This window comes from Streptococcus sp. HMSC074B11 (assembly GCF_001808705.1).
Classification (GTDB): Bacteria; Bacillota; Bacilli; order Lactobacillales; family Streptococcaceae; genus Streptococcus.
This window is the reverse complement of sequence record NZ_KV794260.1, coordinates 157,115-182,555: the sequence shown is the minus strand read 5'-3', so window position 1 is coordinate 182,555 and position 25,441 is coordinate 157,115. Positions and strand designations below refer to the sequence as shown.

The following is a 25,441-nucleotide window of genomic DNA, read 5'->3' as shown; positions in this document are numbered from 1 at the left end:
GCGACTAAAAGAAACGACCTGCCTTTCTATCCGTCGCCTCACAGGGCGACATTAAATAAGATATTAAGGACGATTAGAAAGCGATTGAATTTTAGGAAACCAAGGAAGGATTGACAATCCGAGTTGGGTTCTCTAAATTCTGAGCTTTCCGTCCGTGTTCAATTCCATAAATTCTCCGACGATTTCACACTCGTCTTTAGTTTGTTTGTTTGAAGGCTTCCATCATCTCGATGAACTCGTCAAATAGATAACTTGCATCGTGCGGACCTGGTGCAGCATCTGGGTGGAATTGCACAGAGAAACCTGGTTGGTATCTGTGACGTACACCTTCAACTGACTTGTCATTGATTTCTTCATGAGTAATCATCAAATGGTCTGGAAAATCTTCACGGCTCACTGCATATCCATGGTTTTGACTCGTGAAGTCCACGCGCCCTGTCGCAATTTCGCGTACAGCGTGGTTAAATCCACGGTGACCAAACTTCATCTTATAGGTCTTGGCACCATTTGCCATCGCAAAGAGCTGGTGCCCCATACAAATACCAAAGATTGGAATTTTTCCGAGGATACCACGAATCATATCGAGTGCTTCTGGTACATCTTCTGGATTTCCCGGTCCATTTGACAACATAACTCCGTCTGGATTTAGGTGGAGGATTTCCTCTGCTGTTGTAGTATAAGGAACGACCGTTACATTACAATCTCTCTTAGACAACTCTCTTAAGATTGAATGCTTAAGACCAAAGTCTACAAGTACCACGCTCAAACCTACTCCTGGAGCTGGGTAAGCAGTTTTTGTAGAAACCTGTTTGATATTATCAATTGGTAGAACAGTTGCTTGAAGCTGATCTGTGATGTGATCGATACTATCTCCCACATGTGTCAGAGTCGCTCTCATAGTCCCATGTTTGCGAATGATTTTTGTCAAAGCACGTGTATCAATACCTGAAATACCAGGGATTTTCTTAGACTTCAAAAATTCATCCAGTGTCATCTGGTTTCGCCAGTTGCTGGCTCTACGAGCTTCTTCAAATACTACTACACCTTTACAGGTTGGACTGATAGACTCGTAGTCATCACGGTTAATTCCATAATTTCCAACCAAGGGATAAGTAAAGGTTAGAATTTGCCCATTATAAGACTGATCCGTAATGGATTCTTGATAACCGGTCATCCCAGTATTAAAGACGATTTCACCAGTTACATCAATATCAGCCCCAAAGGCTTTACCTTCAAAAATTGTTCCATCTTCTAAAACTAGAAGTCGTTTAGTCATAAATTCACCTCTCGTGGATGCTCTCAGGCATCTTTTAACGTTTTGTGTCTTATTTTGCGTTTCTGTAAGTCAATACAGATTCTAAAATTGCCATTCTGACAAAGACACCATTGGTCATTTGTTGAACAATACGTGATTTTGGTGCTTCGACCAAGTGATCAGCAATTTCAACATCGCGATTTACAGGAGCAGGATGCATCAGAATAGCTTTATCTTTCAAGCGTTCATAACGTTCTTGAGTCAAACCATGCTGGGCATGATAGCCCTCTTTTGAAAAGACTGTTCCACTTGCATGACGCTCATGTTGAACACGGAGAAACATCATCACATCAACTTGGTCAATGATTTCATCAATGCTTACAAACTGTCCATAGTCTGCAAACTCTTGACTTCTCCATTCCTCAGGTCCAGCAAAGTAGAGTTCTGCTCCTAAGCGTTTTAAGATTTGCATATTGGATTTAGCCACACGCGAATGGTCAAGGTCACCAGCAATAGCTACCTTGAGTCCTTCGAAGTGTCCAAATTCTTCATAAATGGTCATCAAATCAAGCAAGCTTTGGCTTGGGTGTTGGCCCGAACCATCCCCACCATTGATAATCGAAGTCGTAATCGTCGGACTATCGATCAACTCTCTGTAGTAATCCACCTCTGGGTGTCGAATGACACAGGCATCTACTCCCAAGGCTGACAAGGTCAAAATTGTATCGTAGAGTGTTTCACCCTTGTTGACTGAACTTGTTTTCACATCGAAGTCCAGTAGCTGAAGGCCCAGTTTAATCTCTGCTACTTCAAAAGATTTATGGGTACGAGTCGAACTCTCAAAGAAGAGATTAGAGACGATGTGTTGGTCCTCATAAGACGCTTTTGCTCCATTTTTAAACTCAATTCCTCGTTTAATCAATTTCATAACCTGATCCACAGTGAGATCTTCCATGGATACCACATGTTTCAATGCTTGTTGATTTTCTGACATGGCTACTCCTTTAGCTATTAAGCTTCTTCAGTAATCAAAACTCTATCTTGACCATCAAGTTCTGTCATCTCAACGATGATTTCTTCAGAACGACTAGTTGGAATATTTTTCCCAACATAGTCTGGACGAATTGGCAATTCTCTATGCCCACGGTCAACCAGTACCGCAAGACTCACGCGCGCTGGGCGACCATGTCCGACAATGTTATCGATAGCAGCACGGATTGTACGACCTGTATAAAGTACGTCATCCACCAAAATGACTTCTCGATCTGTCACATCGACAGAAATCAATGAAGTATCTTCACCACTTTTGACATCATCGCGGAAAGGTTTTGTGTCTAATTCTACAACGGGAACAGAGATATTTTCCAATTGTTCCAAACGCTCTTGGATACGGTGAGCAATGAAGACACCTCGTGTTTTTATCCCAGCCAATACAATCTTGTTTAAATCTTTATTTCGCTCGATAATCTCGTAGGTAATCCGAGTAATCGCTCGCTTGACGGTCAATTCATCTACAACTTCTTTTGTCTTCATGACAAACCTCCAAAAAGAAAAGTCTCCTTTTTCAAGGAGACTTGAGAATGTACAACTAAGCGAGCCTTACTGTAAACAGTATAGACTTACCCTTCTACTTAATCGAGCTCCTTGCCTGCCTCACGGGACAGGTTTAAAGGAATATTTTATTGTCCTTACTATATCACAAAGCATACTTCAAAGCAAGTAAAAACATTCAATGCGAAGCCTTATAATGAACTAAAATCGTATAACTGTGGATAGTGATCACATTCTGGATTTTTCGGATGACAGATCGCACGACCAAAGTAAATCATAGCCTGATGGGCTGCCAACCACTCTTCTGGTGGCAAGACATCCATGACACGTTTTTCGACCTCAAGGGGCGTAGCTGATTTTTTTACAATATCGTGGTGTTTACAGATTCGCTCTACGTGAGTATCAACTGCAAAGGCCGGAATTCCGAAGCCTACGCTCAAAACTACGTTAGCTGTTTTTCGGCCAACTCCTGCCAAACTCTCTAATTCTTCCCTAGTCTGAGGGACTTGACCGTCAAAATCATCCAGTAGTTGCCGAGCACATTTTTTGAGGAATTTAGCCTTATTGCGATAAAGGCCTAGGCGAGAAATATACGAGGCAATCTCACTCTCACTTGCATCTGCCATGGTTTGTGGGGTTGGAAAAGCTGCAAAAAGGCCAGGGGTAGCCTTGTTGACTGCCGCATCTGTCGTCTGAGCAGACAGCATAACAGCAACCAGAAGTTCAAAATGATTACGAAAATCTAGACTTGGTTTCGCATCAGGAAAAAGAGCAATGATTTCCTCAATGACATGACGGGCACGTTTCTTGGATAAAACCATCTATTCGTCTCCGTCAAACAGTCCTTGCAAACCTGCAAAAGGACTATTTTCTTCTTTCTTGACTGCCTGTTGGGCTTGATACTCTTCCTCGGACATGATTTGCCAGTCATTTCCAGAAACAAATCCCTGACCAGCTTCTTCCTCAGCTGTTAGGACTTTGATAGGAATATTGAGCAAAATATTATCTGAGACACTTTCAGCCAGGTCAATTTCCCCATTTTCAATTGGTAAAACCAAGTCATCATCTAAAACTTCTTGGTCCAGTTGATTGGTAGCACCTTCCATAAAGACTTCCGTCACTGGATATGATTCATTCAATTCTACCGGCTCCATGCTACGGCTAGAGGCTAAGACGATTGTATAAGACAACTGATAATCTAGGAAAAACATAAGGTCTTCGTACTGAATTTTTCCTACAGCAACAATATCTTTTACATCTATAATTTCTTGATTACGGGCACGCAAGTCAGCTGCTAAGTCTAAAGTTTGCTCAAAGTGCAAACCTTCAGGCTGCTTACGAATTTCTTGAATATTTAATTTCATACTTCCTCCATAAAGATTTACTCACTTGATTATACCATGAAAAAAGTTCAAACAAGGTATCTAAACATTTTAAATATTTTTCACTATTTTTTGATATATTTACTATGACATTTTTTGTTTTTGGTGCTATACTATAGACATCAATACATGAGCAAAGGAGGACGCTCATATGGAAGACAAAGAACTAATCTTAGAAGCTTATCAACTCATTTCCGAGTTAAATAAAGCTTACCAAACTTGCAAACAAGGATTGCCTGATGATCTGCGCTTGCAGCAAAATATTGACGAGCTACTCAGACAACTTAAAAAGACAGAGAAACTAGATAACTCTATCTTAATTGATCTGGAGAAATTTTACCAACTTACCAGTCTCTTGATTGGACTTGGCACCCTTAAACTCAATGAAGAAGCTCGCACAGCTTGGCGAAACTATGACAAATTCCACTACGATCAAGTCAAACACGTTTTGACTCTCTATGGACCTGTTTTTGGTTTCTAGAAAGATTTGAATTTCTCATTTCTTTTGACAAAGTGTTCCAAAAGGTATAAAATAAACATAATAATTTTCGGAGGTAAGGGAGACATGAACAACTAAGTCTATCAAATAAAAAACCTTTATTTAGTAGATCTTGTTTCTGTCTCTTTTTGTGCGCTCTTTTTTCTGCTGCTTTTTCAGCCCTTTTAAAAGAGGATTTTTTGACATAGACGATTGGCTCTACTAGGTAAAGTAGAGCTTTTTGTTATGCAATATAGACATTCTAGAAAGGGCAACAAAATGATAAAAATCAATCATCTAACCATCACACAAAACAAAGATCTACGAGATCTTGTATCTGACCTAACCATGACTATCCAAGACGGGGAGAAGGTTGCTATTATTGGTGAAGAAGGAAATGGCAAATCAACCTTACTTCGAACTTTAATGGGAGAAAGATTAGCTGATTTCACTATCAGGGGAGAAATCCAGTCTGACCTTCAGTCCCTGGCCTACATTCCCCAACACCTCCCTGAAGAACTGAAGAAAAAATCTCTACAGGACTACTTCTTTTTAGAGTCTGCTGATTTGGACTTCAGCATTCTCTACCGTTTAGCTGATGAATTGCATTTTGATAGCAGTCGTTTTGCTAGTGACCAAGAAATTGGGAGTCTCTCGGGAGGCGAAGCTTTGAAAATTCAGCTCATCCATGAGTTAGCAAAACCTTTTGAGATTCTATTTTTAGATGAACCTTCAAATGACCTAGACCTTGAGACGGTTGATTGGCTAAAAGGTCAGATTCAGAAGATTCGGCAGACCGTTATTTTTATTTCTCATGATGAAGACTTTCTTTCTCATACGGCTGATACTATTGTCCACTTGCGACTGGTCAAGCATCGGAAAGAAGCAGAAACGCTAGTCGAGCATTTAGACTATGATCGCTATAGCGAGCAGAGAAAGGCTAATTTTGCCAGACAAAGTCAGCAAGCTGCTAACGACCAGAGAGCCTATGACAAAACCATGGAAAAACATCGCCGAGTTAAGCAAAATGTAGAAAATGCCTTGCGAAACACTAAAAATGATGTTGCTGGACGCCTATTGGCTAAAAAGATGAAAACTGTTCTCTCTCAAGAAAAACGCTACGAAAAAGCAGCTCAGTCCATGACCCAAAAGCCACTTGAAGAGGAACAAATCCAACTCTTCTTTTCAGATATAGAGCCATTAGCGGCTTCTAAAGTCTTACTTCGACTAGAAAATGAGACTTTATCCATTGGTGAGCGTGTTTTAGCTCAAGGGCTACAATTAACTATCCGTGGTCAAGAAAAAATCGGCATCATCGGGCCAAATGGTGTTGGAAAATCAACTCTGTTAGCCAAGTTGCAGCAACTACTAAGCGACAAAAGAGAGATTTCGCTTGGATTTATGCCACAAGATTACCAAGAAACATTGAATTTGGATCTATCTACAGTAGAATTTCTTAGCCAAACTGGACACAAAGAGGAATTACAGAAAATCCAATCTAACTTAGCTAGTCTCAACTTCAGCTATCCAGAGATGCACCACCATATCCACTCCTTATCTGGTGGTCAACAAGGTAAACTCCTTCTTTTGAATTTAGTGCTGCGAAAACCAAACTTTCTCCTTCTGGATGAACCCACACGAAATTTTTCTCCAACTTCTCAACCAGAAATCAGAAAACTCTTTGCCAATTATCCCGGTGGTCTGGTTACTGTTTCGCATGATCGACGTTTCTTAAAAGAAGTCTGTACGAATATCTATCGTTTGACAGAACATGGTTTGGAAGTCGTTGATTTACAAGATTTATAAATGTAAAAAATAGCAAGAGGCTGGGACAAAAGTCCTAGCCTCTCAATTGTCTTTGGATTGTCGAGCAAGACGCAGTGGTTGAGTGGGCTCTACTACGCTGATTTCATCAGCTTTTACAGCCCTACTCAACTGTGCGGAGTTGGGACGACGAAATCGAATTCTAACGAATTACCGATTTCTGTCCCACTCTCTCTTTCTACATATGTTGCAAACGTTCATAAGGGGTTAGGATAGAAGAGTTTTTCAGGAGGCTTGCTTTAGAAGGTTCTGCTACATACTCTACTAGCCAGCTCATTACTGACTATTATTTCGGTTGTATAAGATAAATAATTTTTTACCTCTGTTTAAAAATCAAAGCATTCTAATTTGTCGATTATATCAAATACATAAAGCAAAATGCAACTAGATTATTGAGGGCATGCAAGAGAATGGAATTCCAAAGATTGTCGGAAGTCTTATACCTTATACCAAATGCCAACCCCATACCTAAATAGGTGATAAAACTAGGAATCGTATCGGGTCCATGTAGATAAGCAAAGAGAACCGATGTGGCAACCAAGCCAATATATGTATTCTTAAATACCGTCCCTTGTAACATTCCTCGCATAAACATTTCTTCCGTAACGGGTGCCAAAATACAGAGATCTAGAAAGAGCACAGGCAATGAAAGTGATAAACTTTTCACCACTTGAGTTGTATCTGATTGAGTAGGTCCAAAAAAATTGACAAATATATAAAACAGGAAGAGCAAGGCGTAGGATAGAAGCCATTTCAGAATATCTTTTAGGCAGATTTTTCGAATGTGAAATAGGTCATACTTTCTTCCTACATAAAAAAATATTGCAAGCTCAACAAGTGTAAAAATGATTGAGAGGGCTAATGAATTTGTCCGCATGACTTTATCAGCTATACTCAAATGTATTGGAATGAAAATTAAAATCAAGAAAAAGGTCATCCAACGCTTATACATGATTCACCTCACTAGTATTTAATTACATATATTATACTACTTTTTTTGAGAGGACAAGTCACAAGTGAGGTTATAGATGCAAAAATCCAGAGGAAAAGCTCTGGATTCTTTTACATATGTTTCAAACGCTCAATCCGTTCTGAGATTGGCGGATGGGTATAGAAGAGTTTTTGTAACCCACCTCGTTTTTGAGGATCGTTGATGTAAAGTGCACTGCTAGCATCATCTACATGACGGCTCATGGGTTTACTATTGTCCAACTTACGTAGAGCATTAATCATCCCTTGAGGATTACGAGTCAACTCTACACTGGAAGCATCTGCTAAAAATTCTCGTTGACGAGAGATGGCTAGTTGTACCAAAGTTGCTGCTAGGGGAGCCAAAACAAGTGCTAGGAGGGAAACAACTAGCATAATAATTTCAAGTCCACCACTATCACGGTCATCACTTCTACGACCACGGCCTGCACCACCCCACCACATCATGCGTCCAGCCATACTTGATAAAAGCGTAATGGCACTGGCAAGGGCAACCGCGATAGTAGAAATACGAATATCATAGTTACGAATGTGACTGACTTCATGGCCTATAACCGCTTCTAACTCTTCACGATTCATAACCGCTAAGAGTCCTGAAGTTGCTGCTACAGCTGCATTTTGGGGATTTGAGCCTGTTGCAAAGGCATTCAAGCTAGCATCATCGATGATGAAGACACGTGGCATGGGGATTTGCGCCACCATAGCCATATCTTCCACAACATGATAGAGGGTTGGTGCCGTCTGCTCATTCACCTCACGCGCACCATTCATGCTCATAACTATCTCTGTTGATTGAAAAATCATGGACAAGGCATAGATAAAGCCGATAATCAGAGCGATAACTAAGCCACTAAGACCAGACCGCATAAAGAGGTAACCAACTGCATATCCAACCAAAGCCAAAAGTAAAAAGAATACTAGTAGTAAAATCCAAGTTCTTCGCTTATTACTCGCGATTTGATCATACAACATCCTAGTCACCTAAACCACTAAAATCGACTTTAGGTACTGCCTTTTCCTCTTCAGGAGTTTGAAGGAAATCAGCGACTTTAAAACCAAAAAGTCCTGCAACTAGATTACTTGGGAAAGTCTCCAATTTAACATTATAGTTACTAACAACACTATTGTAGAGTTGGCGAGAGTAAGAAATTTTATTTTCAGTATTGGTCAGCTCTTCTTGCAATTGTGCAAAGTTGACACTCGCTTTTAGGTCTGGATAATTTTCTGCAACGGCAAAAATACCTGAAACCTGGCGTGTAAGAGCATCACTAGCCTTCATAGCTTCTGCTGGTGAAGTTGCTGCGGCTACTTGATTACGAAGTTCTGCAACTTTTTCAAGCGTTGAACCTTCATACTTTGCATATCCCTTCACGGTCTCAATCAAGTTTGGCAAGAGATCGTTACGACGTTTCAACTGAACATCAATCTGACTCCATGCCTCCTTAGTTTGCATACGATTTTTAACTAAACCGTTATAACTAACAATTACGAAAATAACAATAAGAGCAAGAACTCCAAGAATAATCCAAGTCATCATATAATACCTTTCTTCTTTTAGATTAGTACCAGTATATCAAATTTCCATCTTTTTGTGGTAAAATAAGATGATACTAAAGAAGGAAACTACTATGAAACCAGAAACATTTTATCAACTGCTAGCTGAACAAAATATCCATCTTTCTGACCAGCAAAAAGTTCAATTTGAGCGTTATTTTGAACTCTTGGTTGAATGGAATGAAAAAATCAACCTGACTGCTATTACAGAAAAAGAAGAAGTCTATCTCAAACACTTCTATGATTCCATCGCTCCTATTACACAGGGATTGATTGAAAACCAGCCTATTAAACTCTTAGATATCGGTGCTGGAGCAGGATTTCCTAGCCTTCCTATGAAGATCCTCTTTCCTCATCTAGATGTAACCATTATTGACTCTCTCAATAAACGAATCAACTTTCTGAATCTATTAGCCCAAGAACTAGGTTTAGAAAATGTTCACTTCTATCATGGACGTGCCGAAGACTTCGCCCAAGATAAGAACTTCCGTGCTCAGTTTGATATTGTTACAGCTCGTGCTGTTGCCCGTATGCAGGTCTTGTCCGAGTTGACTATCCCCTACTTAAAAGTTGGTGGAAAATTGCTTGCACTCAAGGCTAGCAATGCACCTGAGGAATTAACTGAAGCTAAAAATGCCCTCAATCTTCTCTTTAGTAAGGTTGAAGAAAATCTCAGTTACACACTTCCTAACGGAGACCCTCGCTACATTACTATTGTTGAGAAGAAAAAGGAAACTCCAAACAAATATCCACGTAAGGCTGGCATGCCTAACAAACGTCCGCTTTAGAAAGATATAAAAGAATCTGCAAACTCATACCTCGCTCTCTCATTTCAAAGCTCGGGAAAAAATGATTTACAAAATCATTTTTTTCTGCTATACTATCCTAAGCAAAGGTTTTTAATGTCATCCCGTGAGGTGACGAAGGCGCAGATCTATATAAAACTCTTTAAAACTTGATGAAGAAAGCTTGTTTTAGAGAGGTCTTACTCTGGGAGCCTATTGCTATAAAATAATGGGCTCTTTTTTGATGCCCAAAAGTGAGGTTAATATGAAACAGGAATCAACTGTTGATTTGCTTTTAGACGTTGACCAACGTCCTTCAGCTGGAAAGGGAATTCTTCTTAGCTTCCAGCACGTATTCGCCATGTTTGGTGCTACTATCTTGGTGCCTTTAATCTTGGGAATGCCTGTATCTGTTGCCCTTTTTGCATCAGGTGTAGGAACACTCATTTACATGGTTTGTACTGGCTTTAAAGTTCCAGTTTATCTGGGGTCTTCTTTCGCCTTTATCACAGCTATGTCACTTGCCATGAAAGAAATGGGTGGCGATGTATCTGCCGCTCAAACTGGGGTTATTCTTACAGGTTTTGTCTATGTCCTTGTTGCTGCAAGTGTTCGCTTTGCAGGTACAAAGTGGATCGACAAACTCTTACCTCCAATCATTATCGGTCCTATGATCATCGTTATCGGTCTTGGACTTGCTAGTTCAGCTGTTACCAACGCTGGTCTTGTAGCGGACGGAAATTGGAAAAACGCTCTTGTAGCCGTTGTTACTTTCTTGATTGCTGCCTTTATCAATACAAAAGGAAAAGGCTTCCTACGAATCATCCCATTCCTATTTGCCATTATCGGTGGTTACCTCTTCGCTCTAGCTCTCGGTTTAGTTGATTTCACTCCTGTTCTTGAAGCAAACTGGTTTGAAATCCCTGGTTTCTACCTACCGTTCAATACAGGTGGTGCCTTCAAACAATACAACCTTTACTTCGGTCCTGAAACAATTGCCATCTTACCAATCGCAATCGTAACCATTTCAGAACATATCGGAGACCACACTGTTCTAGGTCAAATCTGTGGACGCCAATTCTTGAAAGAACCAGGTCTTCACCGTACTCTTCTTGGTGACGGTATCGCAACTTCTGTTTCTGCCTTCCTTGGTGGACCAGCCAATACAACTTACGGAGAAAATACAGGGGTTATCGGTATGACTCGTATCGCTTCTGTCTCAGTTATCCGTAATGCTGCCTTTATTGCGATTGCCCTTAGCTTCCTTGGTAAATTTACTGCTTTGATTTCAACAATTCCAAACGCTGTACTTGGTGGTATGTCTATCCTTCTTTACGGGGTTATCGCAAGTAACGGTTTGAAAGTCTTGATCAAAGAACGTGTTGACTTCGGACAAATGCGTAACCTTATCATCGCTAGTGCTATGTTGGTGCTTGGACTTGGTGGAGCAATCCTTAAACTTGGTCCAATTACCCTTTCAGGTACTGCCCTATCAGCTATGACAGGTATCATCCTAAACTTGATCTTGCCATACGAAAACAAAGACTAACCCATATAGAATCAACAAGAGGTCGGGACCAAAATCCCGACCTCAATTTTTATTCACAAGAAGACTTTGATACAGTGACTCATTGGACTGTTGTCAAAAAATTTGATTTCTCAATTTCCTGTCCTAAATTCCTAATTTCCCCAAGCAATTAAGAGATACAAGAGACTTGAACCAAACATATCTGCAGCAAGAGCATGCATGATAAAGAATGGGAGTAAATTCTTGACTACATACTTGTACAAGAAATAATAAAAGAGACCATAAACAAGGCCAATAACCAAGGTTCAGAGTAGGCCTTGATAGGTATGGAAAGAAATTCGTATAATTACAGAATATACTAGAACCAGCCACTGATGCTTTTCTTTTACTGAAGTCAGCAATCCCAAGAAGAAAAATTCTTCATAAAAACCATTTAGAAGAGCATAGCCAATGGCCATTGGCGTCAAAACCATAAATTTTCGAATGATTTCCATGGGATCAATAAAAGGGATCAACTGAGTAGTAAAATAATTGTACTTATCACTAAGGGTTGTTACAATATCACCAAATATCCCAACTACAGCAAAGATAAGGAGTACCCAAATTAAAACAGACCAGCTCCAGCGTATAGATCTTGTTTAAAATCATAATTTCGAATCAAGAGATAAAGGAAAGTAATCCCTAACATCATTAATTGAAAAGTAAAATTACTAGAATAAGCTGCCCCATCACTAGCTACATTTGTCCTAGTTTCAGCAAAGTTAGTAAGAGTTGAAGGTGATAAACTTGCCATAAATTGTTGGGTAGAACGAATGATAAACTCTCCAAACATTAAAACAGTCACGATAAAAATATCAAACCATTTTAAGGGGCTTAAAGACTTAGATGGATGTAAACACAAAAAAACAGTCCTTGTAAAAAGACTGTTCTAGTAAATTACACTGAGTGGTGTTTCTTTTCTAGCATTAAATCCTTTAATGAAATAATGGTTACAGCTAATAAAATCATGGCCATTCCAAGAAAGTCAATCGGATAGAAAATATCTCCCATAATCATGAAAGCGAAAAATACTGCTGAAATAGGCTCAATAGAGGCCAAGAGGCTAGACTTGACTGGGCCAATCATACTAGCTCCTTTAAGAAAGGATGTATAGGCAAAGACCGTTCCAATCAAGATGATGCCTAAAAAAGCTAGAATAATATCAAAAGACAAGGGAATACTAGCTCCAATAATCCCCGTAAAAGGTACTGCTAGTATACCTGAGATGGTCATTCCAACACCAATAACCAAAATGCTCCCCCATTTTTGAATCAATTTTATGGGTAAAATGATATAAAAAGCATAGGTCAGGGCTGAGAACAAGCCCCAGAAAAGACCCGCTGGTGTCATAGAAAGCTGATCCAACTGTCCATGAGTTGCGATGAGAAAGGTACCACCTATAGCTAAAAACATAGAGATGATTTCCGAAAGCGTCGGAGTCACCTTATCCTTGATACAAGTGTAAGCAAGAATTCCAACTGGACAGACATACTGGAGGACTGTCGCTGTCCCAGCATTTGTCTCCTGAATAGCCGATAGATATGCCAATTGATTCAGAAAAAGACCAAATAAAGAAAATAGCAAAAGAGAAATCAGACTTGATTTATCCTTCAGAAAGGCCATAAATTTATCCCTTGATTTAGTATAAGCCAGAAGAACCAAGAGTAATCCAGCAATTATCAAACGGATATTGGTCAGAACAAGAGCAGAAATCCCATGTGCCATCAAGTACTGACCACTGGTGCCAGACAAGCCCCAGGCAATACCTGCAATCACTGTAAAAAGAGTTCCTTTTAAAGCTTTTGACATACTTCCCCCTAGTCTCTATCTCGAATCAAGTCCATGACCTGATTACGATCTAATATCCACTGAGCACGCTCATCTTTTTCATAGGTTCGGTTAGATAGAAAAATTGCCGCCTCTTGCTTCTTACGATTCCACATGATAAAGGTCCCAGTATAGCCTGTATGGTCTAGCCAGTCACCTTCAAGATTCCAGGCCAATGAGCGTTCTTTATCACTCAAATCTGAAAAATTTTGACTTAAGGATGTGGCAAAATCATCCTGCAAATAATGCTCAAGGAAGATTTTTAAATCATGAACTGTTGAAAACAAACCTGCACTACCTGCATGTTTCCCAAGCAAACGAGCTTTGGGATCATGGACCACTCCTGCTTTCTGTCCACGAACCGTTGGAACAGCACTGCTAACTGGGCCAAACTGTGTTTCTTTCATCTTCCACGGATCCAAAACTTGCTCCTGTAAAATCTGGTCTAAATCTTTCTTGAAGTAACTTTCCAAGAGAAAACCCAGCAAGAGAAAGTGCACATCCGAGTAAAGAAAGGCTCTCTTCTCACGTCGATTCAAATGAAACATAGCTTTTCTTAGCTGGTCAGCTGAAAGCTGATCCCTATTTGGGATAAAAGGATCTAAATCCGTCCCATGCGTTAGGAGTTGTCGAAGAGTGATGTCTGGATAATCCACCTCTGGAAGATAGTCTCTTATGGAGTTATCTAGCTCAATCTTACCTTCCTTCCACAAGAAGATTAAGACACTTCCTACTCCAACAACCTTACTCACACTGGCCAAATCATAGACCAAACCCTCACGAGTCTGCTCGCCAATTTCTGGATTTGCTTCTCCTAGATACCAATCAGACCAAGCGCCATCCTGATAATATGCAAAAGAGGCACCAGGATAAATCCCTGCCTCAATTTGTTGCTTTATTTTTTGAATGATTTCTTGTTTCATACTTCTTCAAACCACAATTCGATGTTGTTGGTATCCTTACTTAGGAAAAACTTCTCAGTTTTTGGAATAAAGTAACCAGCTTCTTCGAAACGCTGACGCAATACAGCAAGATCCAGATTCTCTACTTGAAATTTCAACATGGACAAGTCCCAAGTTACATTATTTTCAACCAGCAAATCACTACCTTGAGCTTGATTAAAAGCTAGTCGGTTTTCGATCTCTTCTTTTTCAAGCAGACTAGCTGTCTTTTCTGGCAAGTTAATTTCCACAGAGATTTCAAAGGCTGTCAAATATCTCAGTTTCTCATCTTTTGAAAAAGTGACTTCTTCCTCAACTTTATTCAAATCTTTAATGTCATCTTCCGCATGGATAAGGACACAATCTCCTTCCGGAGAAAGAACCTCAAAAGCATAGCCCTTGTTTCCTTTATAGAGGCGAGGATGTTTTTCCATTCTAGCTAGTAAGGCTTCAATTTCAGATGCATTTTCTACTTTTAAAAGTAGTCTAGCTAATTTTTTAATCCCTTCAACCTTACGGCTTCTCATACTTGGTGATTCTTCTAAAACTAACTTTTCAATACCTGATTGGTCTCCTAGTGATAAGAAGGCTGACTCTTCAAGCAAGGGTTTCATCCCCAAAGTCTCAATATAAAATGATTCATTTAAATTTCTATTATTTACCTTTAGCGTCGGGATCATACGCTTTATTTGATTTACAATCATAAATTCCTCCAACACTTTTTATTTTATAGGATTTTATCTTTTTTTACAAGTTATTCAATAAAAAACTTTAACTATATTAACTCCTTAAATAAATCAACCCCTTCTGCTAGTAGAAGGGGGACTGGTTTGTTTTTACTAAAATACCTTATTTAGTCTTTCCAAACTAGTTCTGCTTGGAGACCATAATGATCGCTCACCTGTGGACTGTTTTTACCATCAAAGACGACGTGAAGATTTTCTACCTGCATATCCTTTGTCGTAAAGACATAATCAATTCGAAGTGGTTCGCTGTTCCCCTTCCAACCATCAATTTCAGGCGGAACGGTAAAGCTTCCACTTCTTTCTTTTGCAACTTCATATGCATCTTGTAAGACTAGTGGACTAGCTAGAATGGCTTGATAACCTTCCTGACCAGCAGGATTATTGAAATCACCTGCTAGTAAGAGTGACTTGTTCAATTCTTTCAGAACCGCTTCAAAGCGCGCCCATTCCTCTTGGAAGCCTTTATCCCACCAAGAGAGATGGACACTGGCAACTGCAAGCTCTTTGCCTTCAACTACTGTTTCTGCTAAAGCAACTCGACGAGTGTGATAGTCTGTTGGATCATCTACATCTGAAACCAAAATTTCACGCGCTTCAATTGGTGTTTTAGATAGGATTGCAACACCCTCATGGTAGCGATCATAACCGATGTGGTTGTAAGCCCAAGTCCAATAATAATTTTGACCATGCTCAGCCAACTTCTCTACCAAAAGTCGCACATAGTGGTCTTGATGAATCGGCTCAGCAGATGGTAATGGCTGATAAAGTGGGCCAGCTTCTACTTTCGCTGAAGTGATTTCTTGGTTGATTTCCTGAAAACAAATCAAATCATAGCTGTTTTCTACTATATCTTGAAGCAAAAGTTGGAACTTTTGTTCAGGATCTTTTTCCATCCAACTATGGGTATTGAGTGTTAAAAACTTCATGCTTTTCTCCTATAAACAAGAGGTTGGAAACAGCTTCCAACCTCCTACATATTACAATTCTACTTTTGAAACTGCTGTTTTAGCTGCAAGAGAACCTGTTTGTTCTAACTTAACTGATTTGATCGCATCACCATTTGTGAATACAACCACAGTTGTAGTTTCACGACCAGCTTCACGAATAGCACCCAAGTCTGCTGTGACAAGAAGATCACCAGCAGCAACCTGTTGTCCTTCAGTAACACGAACTGTAAATGGTTTTCCTTCAAGACTTACTGTGTCCAAACCAATGTGAACAAGTACTTCAAGTCCTGCTTCAGTCACAAGACCAAGAGCGTGTTTAGTTGGGAAGATACTTGATACAGTACCTGATACTGGAGATACAATGTTTCCGTTTGCTGGTTCCACTGCAAATCCGTCACCCATCATTTTTTGTGCGAATACAGGATCCTTCACTTGATCCAATTCAATCACTTGACCGTCAGCAACTGAGTAAACTTCTTCAGTTACACCTTTAAATTGAACTGTATTTTGTTGTGCTTCAGTCATTTGGCTTGGAAGAGTTTCAGGAATGATTTCACCTGAATCAAGGATATCTTGGATATCAGATTTCAATACGTCGGCTTTTGGACCGTAGATAGCTTGAACCCCTTGTCCTTTCATGACAAGTCCCATAGCTCCTTCTGCTTTCCATTGCTCTGCATTTCCTACTTTATCTGCATCTTTAACAGTAACACGAAGACGAGTCATACATGCGTCAACGTCAACGATGTTAGCACGTCCACCAAGAAGGTTGATGATGTTAACAGCTTGAGAAGCTTCTGCAACTTTTGACTCACCAGAAGCAGCAGATTCTGATGAACCTTCAGCAGTTTCGTAGTTTCCGTTACGTCCTGGAGTAGCATAGTTGAATTTTTGAATCATGAAGTTGGCGATAAAGTACATGATAACTGCAAATAGTGCTGTTACCCAGATAAAGTTAATGATATCCATACCAAGACCAGCATTGATAGCCAGTGGAGTACGAGTCAAGAATTCGATTGAACCAAATGAGTGCACACGAAGGTGAACAATATCAGCCATTGCAAAGGCAGCACCTTGAACCACAGCGTAGACAAGGTAAAGAGGTGTTGCAACGAACATGAACATATATTCAATCGGCTCAGTAACACCAGTCAAGAAAGTTGCAAGAGCTGTCGCAATCATCATTCCTTTGTATTGGTGTTTCTTGTCTGCTTCAACATTACGGTAAATCGCAGCAGCCACACCCATCAAAATACCAAATGAACCAATCATTTGTCCAACTTTGAAACGAGCTGGATGAACTGTATCGAGCAATGTTTGGTATTGGCTAGCATCAGTACCTTTAAGGTTAACAAGGTCTGTTACCCATGCAAGCCAAAGTGGATCTTGTCCAAATACTTGAGTGCCTTTTGCTGCACCAGTTAAAATATCATAAGTACCACCAAGAGCTGTATAGTTCATTGGGATAGTCAACATGTGGTGAAGTCCGAATGGCAAGAGCAAGCGTTCCAAAGTACCAAACAAGAATGGTGCAAGTACTGGTGCTGTTTCTTGTGAGTTAGCAATCCAGATACCGAAGTTGTTGATACCTGTTTGAACAAGTGGCCAGAAAGCTGAAAGAAGAATTGCAGCGATTGCTGAACGAAGAATAACTACAAACGGTACAAAACGTTTCCCGTTAAAGAATGAAAGTGCATCAGGAAGTTTACGGAAATTGTAGTATTTGTTAAAAGCAGTCGCTCCAACAAAACCTGAGATAATCCCTACAAATACACCCATGTTAAGGGCTGGCGCCTCAAGTACACTAATGAAGTAATCAGAAACTTTGATAGAGTTACCAAAGAGTGTTGATACCATTGCGTTAGGATCTTTCAACATATCACTGCTTACACTAAAGATTGTACCAGTGATACGGTTGATTAGGATGAAGGCAAGACCAGCAGCAAAAGCACCACCAGCGCGTTCTTTAGCCCAGCTTCCTCCAATAGCTAGGGCAAACAAAATATGAAGGTTACCGATAACTCCCCAACCGATTTGCTCAAGGATTCCTCCTGTAATCACTAGAGGGGCAAGGTTTGGGTCAATCATTGCAAGCGACTTACCGATTGAAATCATCAATCCAGCCGCTGGCATAACAGCGATAACCACCATTAGAGCCTTACCGAATTTCTGCCAAAATTCGAAAGACAAGACATTTTTGAATGTATCTTTCATCATTCAAATCTCCTTTATATTTATTCGGCAAACGTTTTACGAAAACGTTTGCACTTGTTTGTGACTTAATTATACCACTTTTTATTTTTTTGTAAAGTCTTTTTTAAAAGATTTTTTTTAGTTTTATCATTTCGATATCCCTCACTCATTTGCTAACTTTGAGTTTACTAGTGTTTTCTGATATAATATTAGCTATGAAATCCTATAATACCTTGAATGATTACTATCGAAACTTATTTGGAGAAAAAACTTTTAAAGTTCCTATTGATGCTGGCTTTGACTGTCCAAACCGTGATGGAACTGTAGCACATGGGGGCTGTACTTTTTGTACGGTTTCTGGTTCTGGAGATGCAATCGTTGCTCCTGATGCACCTATCAGCGAGCAATTTTATAAGGAAATTGACTTTATGCATCGTAAATGGCCTGAAGTTAAAAAATATTTGGTTTACTTCCAAAATTTTACCAATACCCATGAAAAACTGGAAGTGATTCGCGAACGCTATGAACAAGCTATCAACGAACCTGGGGTTGTCGGTATCAATATCGGTACTCGTCCAGACTGTCTACCCGATGAGACTATCGAATACTTGGCAGAATTATCAGAGCGAATGCATGTTACCGTAGAGTTAGGCTTACAAACAACATATGAAGCCACTTCTGAATTGATTAACCGTGCCCACTCCTATGAACTCTATGTGGAGACAGTTAAACGCTTAAGGAAATATCCCAAGATTGAAATTGTTGCCCATTTGATTAATGGCTTGCCAGGGGAAACTCATGACATGATGGTGGAAAATGTTCGTCGCTGTGTGACGGATAATGATATTCAAGGGATTAAACTTCACCTACTTCACCTCATGACCAATACTCGGATGCAACGTGATTATCATGAAGGTCGTTTGCAGCTCATGAGTCAGGATGAATATGTCAAGGTCATCTGTGATCAGCTAGAAATCATTCCCAAACATATAGTTATCCATCGGATTACGGGTGATGCGCCTAGAGATATGCTGATTGGTCCTATGTGGAGTCTCAATAAATGGGAAGTTCTAAATAGCATTGAGGCTGAAATGAGACGTCGAGGTAGTGTTCAAGGATGCAAGGCTGTAAAACAGGAGTTTATGAATGAAAAGACCACTTGAAATGGCGCATGATTTTCTTGCCCAAGTTATCACCCGAGAGGATATTGTAGTTGATGCGACCATGGGAAATGGTCATGATACCCTTTTTCTTGCCAAGTTGGCTAAACAAGTCTATGCTTTCGATATACAGGAACAAGCTCTAGAAAAGACTAGTCAACGTCTACAAGAGGCTGGTTTGTCCAATGTAGACTTAATCCTACAAGGTCATGAATCCGTAGATCAGTTTGTAACTGAGGTGAAAGCTGCCATCTTTAATCTTGGTTATCTTCCTTCAGCTGATAAAAGCATTATCACTCAACCTCAGACAACCCTTGAGGCACTAGAAAAACTCTGTCAGATGCTCATTAAGGGCGGACGGATAGCCATTATGATTTACTACGGGCATGAAGGCGGAGATATAGAGCGAGATGCTGTCTTAGATTTTGTCAGTCAGTTGCCACAACAAGAATATACCGCTATGATCTATCGTACCCTCAACCAAATCAACAATCCACCATTTTTAGTCATGATTGAAAAATTAGAAAGGTATCGACATGGATAAACAATACCTACGAGATAAAATAGAAGGACTTCGTCACAAATTTGTCGAATCAACCCAACATGAACGGGCAGTTGGTATGTTAGATGAAGCTCATATGAGCAAAAAGATGCTAAAAATCAAGAAGAAAATGATAACACTTGAAATGGAGCGTTGTCAGAAGAAAATCGAGCATAAGGACTGCTCGAAGATTGATCAAAAAATCCAAGAACAAAAAGAACTTTTTGAAGCTTGTCGAAAACAAAAATAAGGAGGTAGAAGATGGATTTACTTTTTTATCTCTTGATATTTTTACTTGTTCTCATTGTTTCTAGTACGACCAATAAACTTCTTCCCTTTTTACCCATGCCCCTGATTCAGATTTTGCTGGGTATCGGGATTGGTCTATGCTTACCGAATAACCAGTATCACTTAGACACTGAACTATTTCTAGCTTTAGTGATTGGTCCGCTCCTCTTTCGAGAAGCTCAAGAAGCAGACGTTACCTCCATCCTAAAACACTGGAGGATTGTCCTCTTCTTGATTTTCCCTGTTATCTTTGTTTCAACCTTAAGTATGGGAGGACTTGCCCATGTCCTTTGGGCTAGCTTACCATTAGCTGCTTGCCTAGCCGTAGGGGCTGCACTTGGTCCTACTGACCTAGTTGCTTTTGCTTCCCTTTCTGAACGCTTTACCTTTCCAAAACGAATTTCAAATATCTTAAAAGGGGAAGGCCTGTTAAATGACGCTTCTGGGCTAATTGCTTTTCGTGTAGCTCTCATCGCATGGACAACAGGGACTTTCTCACTTACCCAAGCTGGTACTTCATTAGCAATTTCCATCGTTGGAGGGTTTGCAGTCGGCTTTATAACAGCCTTAATCAATCGTTTCCTCCATACTTTTCTACTCAGTGTTCGAGCTACTGATATCGCCAGTGAACTCTTGCTGGAACTTAGTTTACCACTTTTAACATTCTTCATCGCTGAAGAGATTCATGTTTCTGGAATTATCGCAGTCGTTGTCGCTGGTATTTTAAAAGCCAGTCGTTTTAAAAAGATAAATCTTCTCGAAGCTCAAGTGGATACAGTGACTGAGACCGTTTGGCACACTGTTACCTTTATGCTCAATGGTTCTGTCTTTGTTCTGTTAGGAATGGAACTGGAAATGATTGCGGAGCCAATTCTGAAGAGTGCTTTTTATAACAATGTGCTCCTTCTCATCACTATCTTCCTCTTAACCTTCCTACTCTTTGCCATCCGCTTTCTCATGATTTACGGCTTTTACGCGTTTCGAATAAAGAAACTTAAAAAAAGCCTCCATAAGTATGTCAAAGATATGCTTCTCTTGACATTTTCTGGAGTTAAAGGAACGGTTTCTATTGCTACCATCCTCTTGATACCTTCTAATCTGGAGCAGGAATATCCGCTCCTTCTCTTCCTCGTAGCCGGTGTAACCCTGGTCAGTTTCCTTACTGGATTATTGGTCTTACCACACCTTTCTGAAGAGCAAGAACCATCTAAGGATCATCTCATGCACATCGCTATCCTAAACGATGTTGCCATAGAGTTAGAGAAAGATTTGGAACATACTAAAAACAAGGTTCCCCTCTATGCTGCTATCGATAATTATCACGGACGGATTGAAAATCTCATCCTCAGCCAAGAAAACAAAGAGATCCAAGAAGACTGGGAAGCTCTTAAACTCTTGATTCTCAGTATCGAGAACGATGGTTTGGAACAGGCCTATGAAGAAGGCAAAATCGGTGAAAGAGGTTATCGTGTTTATCAACGGTACTTGAAAAGCATGGAGAAAAATATTAAGCGAAACTTTGCTTCTCGCCTAACCTACTACTTCCTTGTTTCTATCCGGATTGTGCGTTTTCTCCTTCATGAATTGCTCACATTTGGAAAAGCCTTCCGTTCTTGGAGAGACAAGGGAAATCAAAGACTTCTTGCCATCGATTATGACCAAATTGCAGAGCTCTATCTAGCCAACACTGAAATCATCATCGAAAGTTTGGAAAACCTGAAAGGGATTTATAAGAGTTCCTTGATTAGCTTTATGCAGGAATCACGTCTCCGTGAAACCAGTCATATTACCAGTGGTGCCTTTGTGGAACGGGTTATCAATCGTATCAAACCCAATAATATCGACGAAATGTTAAGAGGCTACTATCTAGAGCGTAAGTCTATCTTTGAATACGAAAAACAAAAACTCATCTCAGCCCAGTATGCCAAAAAATTACGACAAAATGTAAACAACCTAGAAACCTATTCTCTAAAAGAAGCAGCCAACACACTACCTTATGATATGATGGAATTAGTTCGCAGAAATTAAGATTTAGGTTATTATTGTGGAGGATTATGCAATGAAAAAGTTGTGGAAACAACTAACCAATAGGCCTTTATTGAAAGCTTTTTTGCACTACTATCGTGTTTCAGATATTGAATTAACCAGTGTAGCTGTGGCCTATTATTGGTTGATTTCAATCTTCCCCTTACTTATGATAGCTGTCAATATCTTGCCTTATTTTCAAATTCCAGTCTCCAATTTCTTGATCACACTAAAGGAATTTTTACCAGATACGATCTATGATGTAGTAGCAAAGATTGCTCGAGAAGTATTGACTCAACCATCTGCTGGTCTCTTGAGCTTTGCAGTTATCTCAGCCCTTTGGACCTTCTCAAAATCCATGAATTTCCTCCAAAAATCTTTTAATAAAGCTTATGGAATCGCAAAAAATAGAGGGCTTATTTCCCATCAACTGATGAGTCTCCTGGTTAGTTTGGGATTACAGATTCTCTTTGCACTTGCTCTATTCCTAAGTATGTTTGGTCATATGTTATTGAATCTGTTAAAAAACTACTGGAAATCCGAAAGTTCTCTATTTGCATATTTACAGGATTTTACAGGACCGCTGATTTATGCCTTTCTTTTTGCGATCTTGATTATGCTCTATTATTTCCTTCCGAATGTGAAAGTCGGTCGTATTCGTTACGTCCTTCCTGGAAGTCTATTCGTACTTCTTACTCTCATATCTCTATTAACAATCTTTTCAGCTTATTTCAACAATTATGTTAACTATCTAGTCGACGTTCGATTTTTTAGTTCCATCATCGTTGTTGTCATGATGTTCTGGTTTATAATTATTGCCAAGATATTAATTATCGGTGCAGTGATCAATGCCAGTGTTCAAAGTCTAAAAGACCCGGACTTTAAAGCAAATCAATAATTTTTTATCGATTAATACTCAATGAAAATCAAAGAGCAAACTAGGAAGCGAGCCGCAGGTTGCTCAAAACACCGTTTTGAGGTTGTGGATAGAACTGACGAAGTCAGCTCAAAATACTATTTTGAGGTTGCAGATGGAAGCTGACGTGGTTTGAAGAGATTTTCGAGGAGTATAAACAAATCAATCCCCCAGTCATTTGATACTGGGGGATTTTTGAATTAGTTACTTTATTGTCCACTAGTGAGTGCTTGCAATTCTGTTTTTAGATACTGAGCCAAATGTTGGTGAGCAAAAATATTGGCATTTTTTTCTGCAGTAGGATTGTAGTTGGTGTTGGTATTTACATCATAGACATAAATATCTCCACTCTCTGATTGAACCCATTCAATCGCCGCAACTTCAATCTGAGCATTTTTCAAGAAATTCTCATAAGCTTCTCTTCGGCCATCTGGTAGAGGTTCTGTAATCTGGAATTTCTCAGACGTTTCTAGTTGTTCTGGTCTCTTGCCGATTTGACAACCATCTGCTGGACAAAGTTGGAAACCATCTGAAGAGTCGATTGAAACAGTGTAGAGGAACTTTTGATTGATAAACTCTGAACGACGGATACGTCCATCACTTGGTTTGATGTAGGCTTGTAGCAAGGTAATCCCGTCCACTGAAGGTTCAAAGAGGGGACTATTGACATAGGCTTCAAGTTCTTCTTCATTTTGGAAGAGTTGAACTCCTAAGCCTTTACCTGCTCGATTATGTTTGGTAATCAAAGGATAGATGTTCAATTTTCTTGCTGCTTCAATGATGTTCTCTTGCCCTAAAACTGCAACTGTCGCAGGCGTTTCAATACCAGACTCGTTTAACTTCAAATATTGTTTGATTTTACTAATTTCAAGGTTGATAGCACCGGTACCATTCACAACTTTGCGTCCGTGTGCTTCTAACCAAGTAATCACTTGCTCTGTAAATTCTGGCGCATAACGATGTCCTCTTGTGTGAGAAGAGGCAGACATACGATTGTAAAAGATACCTTGCGGCGGTTGGCTTTGCAAATCTAAAATCCCACTAGACAAATCCCATAGTTCATAAGGGACTTCTAATTCTTCCAACCATTTCACTAAATGTTGAGTCCATTCTAGATTCTCATGAATCACATAAACTTTTGCTTCACTCATTATTTATATCTCCTTAAGAAAAGCTGACTGATAATTGGCTTTCCTTTTCTTCCTCTAAAATATATCCTTCTGTTTTTTCGATAACGCTAACTGTTAAGATTTGTCCCAAAACATTGATCATGGTACGGCCGGCATTGACAAAGAAATCAACTGCAAAAATCAAGGCTACTCCTTCAACTGGCAATCCTAATTGAGGTGCTGCAGCTAATAGAACTACGATAGCTCCTGATGGTACGGTTGCTGCAGTTTTTCCAATCAAGGTCAAGAGTAAAACAGTAAACAAGAGACTTGATAAAGAGAATTGAATGCCGTAGGCGTGGGCGATAAAGATAGTCGCTACTGAGAAATAAACTGCTGCTCCTTCTAAGTTAAAAGTATATCCTAAAGGAACAACTAAATCAATCGTATGCTCGTCATGCCCCTGTTTTTTCAAATCTTTAAGAAGTGATGGCAAGACAACACTAGAACTACCCGTAACAAAGGCCAGTGTCAAGAGGCTCCAATTTTCACGAAAGGATGACAAATACGGAACTTTAAAGAAGACTGCAATCAAAGGGAAAATAAGAAGAACTAAAACAGCATAAGCCAAATAAGTTCCAATGACAAATTGACCAAGTCCAATCAGCTTGTCTACACCAGTAGTTGCAACATCTTTGGCGATAAATCCAAAAATTCCAATCGGTGATAGTTTGACAATCACTGTAACAATCTTGTAGATGGCTTCAATCCAGATTTGGAAACCTTGGATAATTTTCTGAGATTTCTCTGATTTAAGATTACCAATTCCGTAACCAAGAAAGATGGCAAAAACGATAATTGGCAATAGAGCGCCATCTGAAAGAGATTTAACGATATTTGATGGAATGAAACCAAGCAAAAATTCGCTGAACTTGACATTGTTAGCAATCCCATCAAGGTTTCCACCAGTTTGACCGATATTCACTCCTTGACCAAATCCTAAATAGTAACTAGCAAATACAAACAAAAGAGTAATGGCAGTTGTTACGGCAAAAAAGTAAACCAAACTCTTGGTCAAGATTTTTCCGAAAGATTTTTTTCCGATAACTCCAGCTACTGCAACAACGATGGTTGGGAAGATTAGCGGAATGATAACCATATTGATCAATTTAATAAAGGCTTGACCTAAAAATTGATAAAAGCCTGCAAATTGTGGCCAGATAAGGGCAGCGATAACACCCAAGACCAAAGCCACCAATAATTGAATACCTAGTGAGAGTTTTGACCATAAAGTAACTAATTTCATAAGAAACTCCTTTGTTTTATTTGCTACTCATTCTACTACGATTCTTCACTTCTGAC

Annotated in this window: 24 protein-coding genes and 1 pseudogene; 9 read left to right on the top strand and 16 right to left on the bottom strand. The window is 39.6% G+C overall.

Features of this window, described 5'->3' with window-relative positions; translation table 11 throughout:
• Positions 1-196 precede the first annotated feature (196 nt).
• From HMPREF2619_RS04055 to HMPREF2619_RS04035, 5 genes are all read right to left on the bottom strand, one after another.
• Positions 197-1,276, bottom strand: a complete 1,080-nt coding sequence (locus HMPREF2619_RS04055; RefSeq protein ID WP_045763806.1) for a carbamoyl phosphate synthase small subunit — start codon at positions 1,274-1,276, stop codon at positions 197-199.
• Between the two features lie 49 nt (positions 1,277-1,325).
• Complete coding sequence (locus tag HMPREF2619_RS04050; RefSeq protein WP_001293817.1) at positions 1,326-2,249, bottom strand: aspartate carbamoyltransferase catalytic subunit; 924 nt, start codon at positions 2,247-2,249, stop codon at positions 1,326-1,328.
• Between the two features lie 17 nt (positions 2,250-2,266).
• Positions 2,267-2,788 (bottom strand): bifunctional pyr operon transcriptional regulator/uracil phosphoribosyltransferase PyrR, encoded by a 522-nt coding sequence (gene pyrR, locus HMPREF2619_RS04045; RefSeq protein WP_000850020.1) that lies wholly within the window; start codon positions 2,786-2,788, stop codon positions 2,267-2,269.
• 209 nt (positions 2,789-2,997) lie between these two features.
• Positions 2,998-3,627, bottom strand: coding sequence for an endonuclease III (gene nth, locus HMPREF2619_RS04040; protein WP_000244433.1), 630 nt, complete (start codon positions 3,625-3,627; stop codon positions 2,998-3,000).
• The gene (locus tag HMPREF2619_RS04035; protein WP_000773200.1) at positions 3,628-4,170 is read right to left on the bottom strand and encodes a YceD family protein; all 543 of its coding nucleotides are present in this window, start codon (positions 4,168-4,170) and stop codon (positions 3,628-3,630) included. It abuts the gene before it with no gap.
• 169 nt (positions 4,171-4,339) lie between these two features.
• Here HMPREF2619_RS04035 and HMPREF2619_RS04030 point away from each other — a divergent pair, with 169 nt between their 5' ends.
• Both HMPREF2619_RS04030 and HMPREF2619_RS04025 read left to right on the top strand, forming a co-directional pair.
• A complete protein-coding gene (locus HMPREF2619_RS04030; protein ID WP_070459215.1) occupies positions 4,340-4,669 on the top strand; it encodes a helicase BlpT in 330 nt (109 codons plus the stop codon).
• 243 nt (positions 4,670-4,912) lie between these two features.
• A complete protein-coding gene (locus HMPREF2619_RS04025; protein WP_070459256.1) occupies positions 4,913-6,472 on the top strand; it encodes an ATP-binding cassette domain-containing protein in 1,560 nt (519 codons plus the stop codon).
• Positions 6,473-6,845: 373 nt separating this feature from the next.
• On the opposite strand, the gene HMPREF2619_RS04020 is transcribed toward HMPREF2619_RS04025, so the two are convergent.
• From HMPREF2619_RS04020 to HMPREF2619_RS04010, 3 genes are all read right to left on the bottom strand, one after another.
• Complete coding sequence (locus HMPREF2619_RS04020) at positions 6,846-7,442, bottom strand: CPBP family intramembrane glutamic endopeptidase (protein WP_070459213.1); 597 nt, start codon at positions 7,440-7,442, stop codon at positions 6,846-6,848.
• 110 nt (positions 7,443-7,552) lie between these two features.
• Positions 7,553-8,452 (bottom strand): zinc metalloprotease HtpX, encoded by a 900-nt coding sequence (htpX, locus tag HMPREF2619_RS04015; RefSeq protein ID WP_070459211.1) that lies wholly within the window; start codon positions 8,450-8,452, stop codon positions 7,553-7,555.
• 1 nt (position 8,453) lies between these two features.
• Positions 8,454-9,014: a LemA family protein gene (locus HMPREF2619_RS04010; RefSeq protein ID WP_070459253.1), complete on the bottom strand. Its 561-nt coding sequence runs from the start codon at positions 9,012-9,014 to the stop codon at positions 8,454-8,456.
• Between the two features lie 94 nt (positions 9,015-9,108).
• Between HMPREF2619_RS04010 and rsmG the strand changes: the two genes are divergently transcribed.
• Together rsmG and HMPREF2619_RS04000 are read left to right on the top strand one after the other, a co-directional pair.
• Entirely contained in the window at positions 9,109-9,822 is a 714-nt protein-coding gene (gene rsmG, locus HMPREF2619_RS04005) for a 16S rRNA (guanine(527)-N(7))-methyltransferase RsmG (RefSeq protein ID WP_070459210.1), read from the top strand.
• A 262-nt stretch (positions 9,823-10,084) separates the two neighbouring features.
• Positions 10,085-11,368 carry a uracil-xanthine permease family protein gene (locus tag HMPREF2619_RS04000; RefSeq protein WP_070459250.1) on the top strand — a complete coding sequence of 428 codons (1,284 nt, stop codon included), beginning with the start codon at positions 10,085-10,087 and terminating at the stop codon, positions 11,366-11,368.
• A 131-nt stretch (positions 11,369-11,499) separates the two neighbouring features.
• On the opposite strand, the pseudogene HMPREF2619_RS03995 reads toward HMPREF2619_RS04000, so the two are convergent.
• From HMPREF2619_RS03995 to HMPREF2619_RS03970, 6 genes and pseudogenes are all read right to left on the bottom strand, one after another.
• Positions 11,500-12,248: pseudogene (locus HMPREF2619_RS03995) on the bottom strand (type II CAAX prenyl endopeptidase Rce1 family protein).
• 35 nt (positions 12,249-12,283) lie between these two features.
• Positions 12,284-13,195: a DMT family transporter gene (locus HMPREF2619_RS03990; protein WP_070459209.1), complete on the bottom strand. Its 912-nt coding sequence runs from the start codon at positions 13,193-13,195 to the stop codon at positions 12,284-12,286.
• A gap of 8 nt (positions 13,196-13,203) precedes the next feature.
• On the bottom strand, positions 13,204-14,136 hold the full coding sequence (locus HMPREF2619_RS03985) for a serine hydrolase domain-containing protein (RefSeq protein ID WP_070459207.1): 933 nt from the start codon (positions 14,134-14,136) through the stop codon (positions 13,204-13,206).
• A complete protein-coding gene (locus tag HMPREF2619_RS03980; protein WP_070459205.1) occupies positions 14,133-14,858 on the bottom strand; it encodes a CppA N-terminal domain-containing protein in 726 nt (241 codons plus the stop codon). The genes HMPREF2619_RS03985 and HMPREF2619_RS03980 overlap by 4 nt, the downstream gene beginning before the upstream one ends.
• Before the next feature lie 149 nt (positions 14,859-15,007).
• Positions 15,008-15,826, bottom strand: coding sequence for an endonuclease/exonuclease/phosphatase family protein (locus tag HMPREF2619_RS03975; RefSeq protein ID WP_070459203.1), 819 nt, complete (start codon positions 15,824-15,826; stop codon positions 15,008-15,010).
• Positions 15,827-15,877: 51 nt separating this feature from the next.
• Positions 15,878-18,064 (bottom strand): PTS transporter subunit IIBC, encoded by a 2,187-nt coding sequence (locus HMPREF2619_RS03970; protein WP_083279584.1) that lies wholly within the window; start codon positions 18,062-18,064, stop codon positions 15,878-15,880.
• 191 nt (positions 18,065-18,255) lie between these two features.
• On the opposite strand from HMPREF2619_RS03970, the gene HMPREF2619_RS03965 reads away from it, so the two are divergent.
• From HMPREF2619_RS03965 to HMPREF2619_RS03945, 5 genes are read left to right on the top strand one after another with little or no spacing between them, the layout of a single operon-like run.
• Positions 18,256-19,203 carry a tRNA modification radical SAM protein MnmL/YtqA gene (locus HMPREF2619_RS03965; RefSeq protein ID WP_070459201.1) on the top strand — a complete coding sequence of 316 codons (948 nt, stop codon included), beginning with the start codon at positions 18,256-18,258 and terminating at the stop codon, positions 19,201-19,203.
• On the top strand, positions 19,187-19,744 hold the full coding sequence (locus HMPREF2619_RS03960; protein WP_070459199.1) for a tRNA 5-(aminomethyl)-2-thiouridylate-methyltransferase MnmM: 558 nt from the start codon (positions 19,187-19,189) through the stop codon (positions 19,742-19,744). The genes HMPREF2619_RS03965 and HMPREF2619_RS03960 overlap by 17 nt, the downstream gene beginning before the upstream one ends.
• Positions 19,737-19,991, top strand: a complete 255-nt coding sequence (locus tag HMPREF2619_RS03955; protein ID WP_006150587.1) for a hypothetical protein — start codon at positions 19,737-19,739, stop codon at positions 19,989-19,991. The genes HMPREF2619_RS03960 and HMPREF2619_RS03955 overlap by 8 nt, the downstream gene beginning before the upstream one ends.
• Before the next feature lie 11 nt (positions 19,992-20,002).
• A complete protein-coding gene (locus HMPREF2619_RS03950) occupies positions 20,003-22,057 on the top strand; it encodes a cation:proton antiporter (RefSeq protein WP_070459196.1) in 2,055 nt (684 codons plus the stop codon).
• Positions 22,058-22,088: 31 nt separating this feature from the next.
• Positions 22,089-22,952, top strand: a complete 864-nt coding sequence (locus HMPREF2619_RS03945; protein WP_070459195.1) for a YihY/virulence factor BrkB family protein — start codon at positions 22,089-22,091, stop codon at positions 22,950-22,952.
• Between the two features lie 227 nt (positions 22,953-23,179).
• On the opposite strand, the gene HMPREF2619_RS03940 is transcribed toward HMPREF2619_RS03945, so the two are convergent.
• Together HMPREF2619_RS03940 and HMPREF2619_RS03935 are read right to left on the bottom strand one after the other, a co-directional pair.
• Positions 23,180-24,121: an ATP-grasp domain-containing protein gene (locus HMPREF2619_RS03940; RefSeq protein WP_070459192.1), complete on the bottom strand. Its 942-nt coding sequence runs from the start codon at positions 24,119-24,121 to the stop codon at positions 23,180-23,182.
• A gap of 13 nt (positions 24,122-24,134) precedes the next feature.
• A complete protein-coding gene (locus HMPREF2619_RS03935; RefSeq protein WP_070459190.1) occupies positions 24,135-25,385 on the bottom strand; it encodes a dicarboxylate/amino acid:cation symporter in 1,251 nt (416 codons plus the stop codon).
• Positions 25,386-25,441 lie beyond the last annotated feature (56 nt).